Source organism: Vibrio sp. Vb1554 (assembly GCF_033344235.1).
Map to the genome: position 1 here is coordinate 25,395 of NZ_JAWPOJ010000041.1, position 8,025 is coordinate 33,419.

At 45.9% G+C, this 8,025-nt stretch carries 5 protein-coding genes; all 5 read right to left on the reverse strand.

Annotated features, from left to right (window positions below; all coding sequences use genetic code 11):
- Positions 1–32 precede the first annotated feature (32 nt).
- Positions 33–959: an acetyl-CoA carboxylase, carboxyltransferase subunit beta gene (gene accD, locus R8N28_RS21860; RefSeq protein ID WP_005380583.1), complete on the reverse strand. Its 927-nt coding sequence runs from the start codon at positions 957–959 to the stop codon at positions 33–35.
- 197 nt (positions 960–1,156) lie between these two features.
- Positions 1,157–1,951: a tRNA pseudouridine(38-40) synthase TruA gene (gene truA, locus R8N28_RS21865; RefSeq protein ID WP_005380566.1), complete on the reverse strand. Its 795-nt coding sequence runs from the start codon at positions 1,949–1,951 to the stop codon at positions 1,157–1,159.
- Positions 1,952–2,093: 142 nt separating this feature from the next.
- On the reverse strand, positions 2,094–6,389 hold the full coding sequence (locus R8N28_RS21870) for a FimV/HubP family polar landmark protein (RefSeq protein WP_213905664.1): 4,296 nt from the start codon (positions 6,387–6,389) through the stop codon (positions 2,094–2,096).
- Positions 6,390–6,586: 197 nt separating this feature from the next.
- Complete coding sequence (locus tag R8N28_RS21875) at positions 6,587–7,600, reverse strand: aspartate-semialdehyde dehydrogenase (protein ID WP_005380562.1); 1,014 nt, start codon at positions 7,598–7,600, stop codon at positions 6,587–6,589.
- Positions 7,597–8,025, reverse strand: a 429-nt coding sequence (locus tag R8N28_RS21880; RefSeq protein WP_318074784.1) for a DUF3410 domain-containing protein, incomplete at its 5' end; no start/stop codon positions are given. The genes R8N28_RS21875 and R8N28_RS21880, both read right to left, overlap by 4 nt.

Here is an 8,025-nt window from a genome sequence, read left to right on the forward strand (position 1 = left end):
TAAATTCTTTGGTTTTTATGTTAGTTGATACTTTACCCTTTTTCGTCCGCTTCTGGTACAGAATATGGCTCTTCATTTGGAGATTCGTTAACCGAAACCACCAAAGGAGACTTGTGGTTAGTCATCTTAGCGATAAGACCACCCACACGCTGACGCATTTCACGACGGTCAACGATCATATCAATAGCACCGTGATCAAGTAGGAACTCACTACGCTGGAAACCTTCAGGAAGATCTTCACGTACAGTTTGCTCGATTACACGACGACCAGCAAAGCCAATGAGGGCCTTAGGTTCACCGATGTTGATATCACCCAACATAGCCAAACTTGCTGATACACCACCCATTGTAGGGTCAGTTAGAACAGAAATAAACGGCAGACCTTTTTCTGATAAACGCTCAAGCGCAGCACTGGTTTTTGCCATTTGCATAAGAGACATTAAAGCCTCTTGCATACGAGCACCACCACTTGCTGAGAAACAAACAAGCGCACAGTTATTTTCAATGGCTGCATCCACTGCTTTCACAAAGCGAGCACCAACGACTGAACCCATTGAACCACCCATAAAGGAGAATTCAAACGCACACGCCACAAGCGGCAGACCAAGCAATTCACCCTGCATCACAACTAGCGCATCTTTCTCACCGCTATTTTTTTGTGCAGCAGAGATACGCTCTTTGTATCGCTTAGAATCTTTAAATTTCAGTTTATCCTGTGGCTCAAGTTCAGAACCTAATTCAACTCGATTACCTTCATCTAAAAATGTTTCCAAACGACGACGCGCTTTCATACGCATGTGATGGTTACACTTTGGACAAACTTCTAAGTTACGCTCTAGTTCAGCATGGTATAAAACCTGTTCACAAGAGGTACATTTAGTCCACACACCTTCTGGGATAGAAGCTTTGCGTGAACTTACTAGATTGCTTTTCTCTAAAATCTTTTCAAGCCAACTCATGGAAGACCTTTTCTCTCAACTCTTCCGCTTCATTGCGAAAGATATAAATTCGACATAATACCGACGGATTAAACCATATCTTGCAGCTACTGTAGATAAAAAACTGGTTGTACCTATTTTTGATATCGTAAATAGCGTATGTTTTCCGTTCACATTCAATGTAAACACTACCGATATTTTGAAATAAGTTTGTAAAATTAGTTCAAATTATCTGGTAAAAACAGTGGACCGATCGGCACTTCAGGTAACCCAAACTCTTCTGGGTAGTCTACATCTACCAGGTACAGACCTTCCGCTTTCGCTGTCGCACCCGCTAGTTTGCGATCTTTGGCTTCTAATAACCACTTGATCCATTCAGGACTCTCTTCGCCACGTCCAACTTTTATCAAGCTACCCGTGATATTACGAACCATATGATGCACGAACGCATTAGCTTTAATATCAATAACCACATAGTTCCCATGGCGCGTAACGTTCAGATGCATCAAGTTTCGAAATGGGCTGCGAGACTGACAATGCGCCGCGCGAAACGACGTAAAATCATTTTCGCCAAGTAGGAACTGCCCTGCTTCATGCATTTTTTTCTCGTCGAGCTCACCATGATAGTGACTAACCCCCGAGTTTAGGATGCCTGGACGTAAAGCATGATTGAAAATAATGTAACGATAACGGCGAGCTGTCGCTGAGAATCTTGCATGGAAATCATCTGAAACTTCCTTAGCCCAACGAACCGCTATATCGCTTGGCATGTTCGCGTTTGCGCCCATGGTCCAAGCTACCATTTTTCGAGTAACGTTGGTATCAAAGTGCACAACTTGTCCCGTGCCATGCACGCCTGCGTCTGTCCGACCAGCACACTGAACTTCAACTGGGTGATTAGCGACGACGGACAATGCTTTCTCTAGCTCTTCTTGGACACTTTTCACTTCTCTTTGGCGCTGCCAACCAAAGTAGTTTGTACCGTTGTACTCGATACCTAATGCGATTCTCATCTTAACCTTCGAACTCTAAAATGGGGCGGGAAGTATATACTCAAGTCACCTCAAGTTGCCAGTTTCACCAAGGGTGACATAAAGGTAGCATCCTACTAACGGGACACAAAAAGGGTAGCAAACGCTACCCTTTTGTTTCGGTTTATCGGCCATTAATGGCGTCAATCAGGCTTTTTGCTTCGCGGCGAATATCATCCTCACCGTAAACAATCGCCTCTTCTAGTAGTTTAATCGCCCCTTGAGAATCGTTCATCTCGAGATAGATTTTAGCCAAATCCAGTTTCCCAGCCGCTTCAGCATTGTTATCTACGTCAATATCGCCGATCTCGCCGATAACATCTGGAAACTCGTTCAATCCGACATCGAGCTTAAGGTCTTCTTCTTCGAACTCACCACCTTCTCTGTCGACCTGAGCCATCAATTCATCAATCGTCATAAATTGATTTTTCTTCGGGTCGAAGTCATCCAAGTCGCTTTGCTCTGCCCAGTTTTCTTGCGCGATCTCTGGCTGACTTAGTGCATCACTCGAATTCCAAACATCACGCTGGTCCTCAGGCACTTCTTCAGTAGAACTTACGTTATCAGCAGCGGGTTTAAAGCCATCCCAATCATCTCCAACATCAAGCATGGTTTCAAAATCCATACCTGCACTTGCGATGGTGTCACTGTCTAGTTTACCTTCAAATACTTCTGAGTTTGCGTCTTCCGCAAGAAGGTTAGCCATTGATGATTCATCATCCAAATTACTGAGCGGCTCACCCTCTGTCGCTGTTGGCTGCACTTCTGGGTCAGTATCAAAGCCGTTTTGCTGCGCAAATACTTCAAACAAAGCATCATGATCGTTATCGGCTTGAATAGCTGGTCTCGATGTCTCTGCTTCAACCTTAGGGCTCTCTGGCGCACCCTCGTTCATTGACGCGAGAACATCTTCCTCATTGAACTCTGGAAGATCTTGGTCGTCAAAACTTAACTCTTCATCCTCACCGGAGATTGGTTCTATATCTGCAGTCTCAGAGCTCGGTAATTCTGGCTCTTCTTCCATCGACGCCAAGGCATCTTCTTCGCTGAACTCTGGCAAATCGAGCTCATCAAAATTGAACTCTTCTTCGGACTCAGCTGGCAAGTCGGCTTCAACCTGTTCTGGCTCAACGGACTCGGACGTTTCTAACTCCGGCTCATCCGCCATAGACGCCAATGCGTCTTCTTCACTAAACTCAGGAAGATCTAGCTCATCAAAATTGAATTCATCTTCTGATTCAGTTGGCAAGTCGGCTTCAACTTGTTCTGGTTCAACGGACTCGGACGTTTCTAACGTAGGCTCGCCAGCCATAGACGCCAGTGCATCTTCTTCACTGAACTCTGGCAAATCGAGCTCATCAAAATTGAACTCTTCTTCGGACTCAGTTGGCAAGTCGGCTTCAACCTGTTCTGGCTCAACGGACTCGGACGTTTCTAACTCCGGCTCATCCGTCATAGACGCCAATGCGTCTTCTTCACTGAATTCTGGAAGATCCAGCTCATCAAAATTGAACTCTTCTTCGGACTCAGCTGGTAAGTCAGCTTCGACTTGCTCTGGTTTAACAGACTCGGACGTTTCTAACTCCGGCTCATCCGACATAGACGCCAATGCGTCTTCTTCACTAAACTCAGGAAGATCCAGCTCGTCAAAATTGAACTCTTCTTCGGACTCAGCTGGCAAGTCGGCTTCAATTTGTTCTGGTTCAACGGACTCGGACGTTTCTAACGCAGGTTCGCCAGCCATAGATGCTAGAGCATCTTCTTCGCTGAATTCTGGAAGATCTAGCTCATCAAAATTGAATTCTTCTTCTGAATCGTTGGTCGACTCAGTTTCCGGCTCCAATTCAGGTTCATCCAGTAGCCAATCTTCTTCTTGTGGAACACCGAATTCATTTTCTATTGTATTTGGTGTCGGTGTGAAGGCTGGAATGTCTTCCTCTTGCTCAACGTGAGGCTGTACCTCAGCATCGGACTCCACGGATGGTTCTTGTGTTGAATCAGTATCGGTAGCCTCTTGTTGTAGTGATGAAGCTTCCTCTATCTCCGTTTGTGTTTTTTCAACTTGCTGCGGTAAATCGTCTTCACTATCAAATAGAGCGTCAAGTTCAGCAGAAAAATCCGCTTTTTCTTGTTCTGTTGGCAGAAGTTCTTCACTGTCTGACTCAAATAGGTCGTCTAGCTCGCTCATTAAAGGATCATTCTCTGGTGAGAGGTCCTCTAAATCACCAAGAAATTCATCGCTGCTAAATGGCTCTGAAGCAGCCTCTGGCTCGGTTAATGGTTGCTCTTTTGCAGCTTGTTGCGTGTCTGGTTGGCTTTCACTTAATAAAGCGTCGATGTCCAATCCAGACTCAATGTCCTGATCTTCATGAGTTTGTTCTGACTCAACTACGGAAGATGGCTTTTCGTCGGCGTCTGGCTCACCAAAACCAAGTGATTTCAGTAACTCTTCCTCTTCCGATTTATTCTGCTCTGGGCTCTCGTCCTCTCGAATCAGATCATCAAACGGATCTAAATCAGCTTCAGTCTCTTCATCAAGTTCAGAGGTAACATCATCAATGAGTTCATCCAGTAAGTCTGTGCTATCTGCGTCTAACTCTTCGATCGAGTCATCACCTTCAAAACCAGAGATTGCTTCTAGCTCGTTTAGTGGATCAAACTCGTCTGTGTCATCTTCATCAAAATCAATGAGTTCATCGAGTAGCTCTGTACTGTTTTCATCTAGAACAGGACCTTCATTGGCGTCAGCTTCTCGAACTTCCGATTCGCTAGCCGGTTGTTCATACTGGGCCAATAGCTTATCGATATCGTCGTCAGATGCCTCTCCTACACTAAAGTCATCATCCGACACAGGCTGTTTTAACTCAGGCTCATCAGTATCTAAATCGAAGTCATCGTTGCCAAGTTCAGCAAACAAGTCATCAAGCATATCCTGGTCGACAGTGTCACTTGGTAACTCTTCTGACGGCTCATCGGCTGCAAGTAACTCGGCAAATGCGTCGTCTGAAAGCGAGTCTGATTTCTCATTCGTATCATCCGAAAGATCGAAGCCAGACTCATCGTCATCGAGCACTTCTAGTTCTGGAGCAACCTCATCTAAGGCTCGCTCCATTTCTTCTAAACCAAGCGCTTTTTCTTCGCCGTTGACTTGGATACCATTGTTCGATGATTCAAACTCATCCAGACCAACATCTAGGTCGCCGTCATCGCCAATATCTGCAAATGGGTCATCGTCCCCTTCCAGATTGAAATCAAGTTCTTCATCGTCGAGGTTAGCAAAGACGTCTTCTTCTAAATCTGACTTCTCTTCTTGTAAAGACTGTGTGTTGATATCTTCATCTGCAAACAATTCATCATCAAGCGTGAGCTCTTCATCAAGCTCATCCGCCGCCGCTAAACCGATTGGCGCCGCAAGAGGATCAACGTTTTGCTGTTCCTGTGCAGCCGCATCTTCCTCTTTCGCTTTAGAGCGTCGACCAAGAAGCATAACAACTAGCAACGCAATCAAAGCACCAGGAATTAATGCCGCAAGACCAACAAGCCAACCATTCGACAAAATTTTGTCCATGGTGCTTGGTTGCATGCGTTGTTGTTCAGCAAGGCGCTGGCGTTCTTCAGCAAGCAGCTTCTCGACTTCTGAGCGAATGCGTTCTTCGTCATTCAGCTCGCTTTTCAAAGTTTCGACTTCGCTTTGCACTTCTGACAGCATCAATCGAAGACGATGGTTCTTCTCTTCTAATGAGTCTAATTCACTTTGTGAGCCTTGAAGTTTGTCCTTTAGCGCACTGACCTGCTTTTCACCCTGCGGAGAGGTAGTTACTGGTGGCGCAGGGATGACGGGTATTGTTTTCGGAGTTGGTTTTGGCTCCGTTGCTGCCACTGTCTCTGGCTTAGCCGCAGGCTTGGGTTCTACTTTAATTTGTGGCTTTGGTTGCTCGGTGACTCGTTGTGCTGGCGTCGCTCTATTTGTCGGCTTCGGCTGTTTTAACTTAGCTTCATGTGCCTTCATAATCGCAACAGCTTGCGCTGTGGTCGCGCTTTGCACTTGCTCTAGAGAAGGTACTCGTAGCCGACTCCCTGGGATCAATTCATGAATGTTTTGGTTCTCAAACGCTTGAGGGTTAATTCGGTAAATGGCAAGAAGCGTTTGTTGAACGGTAACACCGCGTGAAGGTCGTAATTCTGAAGCGATCGACCATAGTGTTTGATTTTCACCAGTCGGACCAAAGAAACGTGACGGTTGAGTATTCGCAGGAGGAGCAGGTAATGCTCGCTCAATATCTTCAGCATAGCTCGGAGATGATTGCACTTCACCAGACGGTCCAACAAGACGAATTCCTTCGGCTTGAACCACTGATGATGTCTGAGTCGCGCTCATCAACACAAGGGCTGCTAACAAACGCTTATAATTTTGACGCATAGAAGGCTCAGTTTTGTGCTAGATACAATTTGAAATGGTGATCGGTTAAATATATCGGATATCGCATGCAAAACTATAGCGTTGAGAATAAAAAATGTGTGGCTCTCGCCATATTCGTACTAATCTCACACTATTTTGTTTCGTTCGTACAAAAAAGCCTCGCACTGTGCGAGGCTTTGAAATGAACTGTAAGCGACTTAGTAGTAATCGCGGATCAGAACTTCTGCGATTTGCACCGCGTTAGTTGCCGCGCCTTTACGCACGTTATCAGCAACAACCCACAGGTTTACGCCGCTATGATGGCTGATATCGTTACGGATACGGCCAACCATTACATGGTCTTTACCGCCCGCATCGCGAACTTGTGTAGGGAAGTCTTCACCGTGGAACACTTCGATACCGTCAGTTTGCTCAAGCAAGTTAACGACTTCTTGTGCATCGATAGGTGAACGAGTCTCAATGTGAAGTGCTTCTGCGTGACCGTAGAATACAGGAACACGTACACACGTTGGATTGACTGTGATTGATGGATCGTTAAAGATCTTCTGTGTTTCCCACACCATTTTCATTTCTTCTTTGGTGTAGCCGTTTTCCATCATTTGATCGATTTGTGGAATACAGTTAAACGCGATCTGTTGAGAGAATTGCTTCTTGTCTGCAGGCAGACCGTTTAGCAGCTTCGCCGTTTGACCTGCTAGCTCATCGATACCCGCTTTACCTGCACCAGACACCGATTGGTAAGTTGATACGTTAATACGCTCAATACCCACCGCATCGTGAATTGGTTTTAGTGCCACCAGCATTTGGATGGTTGAACAGTTCGGGTTCGCAATGATGTTACGGTTACGAAACTCTGCAATCGCTTCTGGGTTTACTTCAGGCACAACAAGAGGAATGTCGTACTCGTAACGGAAGTGTGATGTATTGTCGATAACAATCACGCCTTCATCAGCGGCAATTGGAGCCCACTTGGCTGATAGCTCACCACCAGCAGAAAACAGTGCGATATGCGCTTGAGACCAATCGAACTCTTCTACGTTTTGAACGCGTACCGTTTTACCATTGAAGCGATAAGTCTTGCCTTCGCTGCGCTCACTCGCGAGTAGGAAGATTTCGCCTACTGGGAATTTGCGCTCTTGAAGCACATCCAAAATTGTTTCACCGACCGCACCGGTCGCACCTAAAATGGCAACATTATATTGCTGGCTCATTGACTTACCTCAATCTGAAAACCTAGTTCTGCTAATGGAGCAAGGTTACATGTTTTGTTACCCACTAGCGTGACAGCGCTGTATTCACGGCGATCCCAGTAGTTTTTACGCATCAGGTCAAAAGCGCCTGGCTTACTGATTTCGCGGCGGAAAAGAGCGTCATCTCTACGCACATCATAGATTAACTGCGTGATGTTATGCAGTGTTGCTTCGTCCCAAGCTCTGTCCAATACCATAGTAGGAACAGGCGCGGTTGGCAGTAAATCACTGGCATGCGCACGTAATTCGTTATTTAAGAACTCACAATAGCTGTTGAAAATCATCGTCGTACCGCGAGCTTTCCCTTCCAGACCATAGCCTGCAACGTGAGGGGTTGCGAATGCTAGCAGAGGCAGAAGCTCCATATCAACCTCTGGTTCAAATTC